Origin of the sequence: Vibrio sp. M250220, assembly GCF_036533795.1 — a bacterium.
Lineage (GTDB): Bacteria > Pseudomonadota > Gammaproteobacteria > Enterobacterales > Vibrionaceae > Vibrio.
This window is the reverse complement of the sequence record NZ_JATABI010000112.1, coordinates 1-2,059: the sequence shown is the minus strand read 5'-3', so window position 1 is coordinate 2,059 and position 2,059 is coordinate 1. Positions and strand designations below refer to the sequence as shown.

Here is a 2,059-nt window from a genome sequence, read left to right as displayed (position 1 = left end):
TTTCGTATGCCCTGCATGAACGACGATCTTAATCGCCCAGTCTGGACGCCGGAAGCAAGTTGTTACAGTCAGTTCTCGATCGTTGATCGCGGGGCGGATATTCAGCATGAAGTCACCCTAAGCAGTTATTCGTTGTCAAAGTATGAAGCGGAGTTGCTGGATTATGATGTCTTCTATTAGTTCGTAATCTAAAAACTCAAACATTACAGGATATTCTTTATCAACTTCAATAGCATATGGGCACAGCCCAGCAAAACAAGTCACCTCAATACCGTTGATATCTACGGTTACTTCCTCTTCTACTTCAGGATTTAACCTTATAACTTTCGCAATATATTTATACATTATTTCACTGGCCTTATAACTTTGTCTTTAGCATCACCATTTATGGTTTTCCAAAAATCCTTACCACTTTTTGTATGTAGCGTTGTGATGTTACCTTGGCTGTTAGTACCTACAAATGCAAACTTTGTTTGTCCTTTACGATTAACTCCCATCACCTGTACATAACCAATTCTTTTTTCGCCTTTGTACATGTATTCAACCTTATCTCCTTTTTTCATGACTTCATTGGCGATTGATAAAGGCGTTGTTGCCTAAATCAGTTGAACCTTTTTCGAGTCCTGCGATCTGACCCTTTATGATGGTTCGAGCGGTGACAACATGGGTAAGGCGAAAAAGAAGATAACTAACTGGGCGGAGTACAATAAGGCTTTGTGCAAACGGGGCTCGGTTACGTTCTGGATAGATGATACAGCCGTAGATGCATGGCGATGCAAAACCCATCATGGTAAGCGTGGTAGAGGCTTTCAGTACTCTGATACAGCGATTGAAACTGCCTTGATGATTAAAGCGAATATTCTCACTACCATTGCGTGCTCTCCAAGGTTTTATCGACTCTATCTTTGAGTTATTGGAGGCTCCGCTGACGTCCCCAGACTACACCTGTATCACTAAACGCTCGAAGACAGTCCAGGTCAAATACCGTAATAAATCTAAAGGGGCTATTCGTCATATAGCCATTGACTCGACTGGCCTCAAAGTCTTTGGTGAGGGTGAGTGGAAGGTGAAGAAACACGGTACCGAAAAACGTAGAACATGGCGCAAGTTGCACTTAGCCGTTGATGTAGATACCCATGAAGCCATTAGTGCCGAGGTCAGTCTGGTAAATGTTGGTGATAGCGAAGTTCTGCCAACGTTGCTCAACCCTTTACGTAGAAAGATCGATGCTGTATCTGCCGATGGAGCCTATGACACAAAAAGTTGCCACAATACTCTGAAAAATAAAGGTTGTACTCCGTTGATACCACCTCGAAAGAATGCAGCGTTTTGGGAAGATGGGCATCCCAGAAATGAAGCAGTAGAGGCTCTGAAAAACGGAACAATAGCGGAGTGGAAATCCGAGACTGGTTATCACTATCGCTCAATATCTGAGACCGCAATGTCTCGATATAAAGGACTAACTAGCGGTAAATTGAGCTTGAGATGTTATAACGCTCAAGTGGGTGAAATCATGGCGAATGTCAAAGCGATAAACAAAGTCATAGGACTAGGCATGCCTGTTCGACGCTAACGATGAACCACATATGGCGTCGTTGACCTTCAAGCTGATTTGATCAACAACGCCATTGATAAATACTCTTCGGGGTTTTTTACACCGAATTCTGCTCCATGCTTTTCAAAGTGCTCTATAAGCTTCGTTTCACCAGCAAAGCTGCCAACATTACTTGCTATATTGTCTAGGTTAGGTGTGGTGTTAGGTACCCCATCCACCATTTCATCCCCGATCTTAGACATCTGGTTCAGATCTTTTACGGTATCAGCTTTATCTGCACCTTTGACTACATCTTTTACTGCACCAACTACCTTGATGGCTATTTTATTACCTGGAATAGCTTCTGTCGCAAAGCCAACTCCCAAGTCAATGGCCAACTCCTTCGCCTCATCGGTCCTACCTTCGGACAAGGCTTCTTCTAGCTTATATGCTTCGTATGCTGTTATACCTTTATCTATTAACTCTAATGCAATACCTCCAACTACTATAAGAGGTATTGCATTA

Annotated in this window: 2 protein-coding genes and 2 pseudogenes; 2 read left to right on the top strand and 2 right to left on the bottom strand. The window is 42.8% G+C overall.

The window, feature by feature from the left end; genetic code table 11:
- A pseudogene (locus tag QTN94_RS19645) lies at positions 1–180 on the top strand (formylglycine-generating enzyme family protein); the annotation flags it as partial.
- Between the two features lie 164 nt (positions 181–344).
- Here QTN94_RS19645 and QTN94_RS19640 read toward each other — a convergent pair.
- Positions 345–563, bottom strand: coding sequence for a hypothetical protein (locus QTN94_RS19640; RefSeq protein WP_331428610.1), 219 nt, complete (start codon positions 561–563; stop codon positions 345–347).
- Between the two features lie 100 nt (positions 564–663).
- Between QTN94_RS19640 and QTN94_RS19635 the strand changes: the two are divergent.
- Positions 664–1,573: pseudogene (locus QTN94_RS19635) on the top strand (IS5 family transposase).
- 29 nt (positions 1,574–1,602) lie between these two features.
- Here the strand turns inward: QTN94_RS19635 and QTN94_RS19630 are convergent.
- A partial coding sequence (locus QTN94_RS19630) for a hypothetical protein (protein ID WP_331428609.1) occupies positions 1,603–2,059 on the bottom strand: 457 nt, incomplete at its 5' end.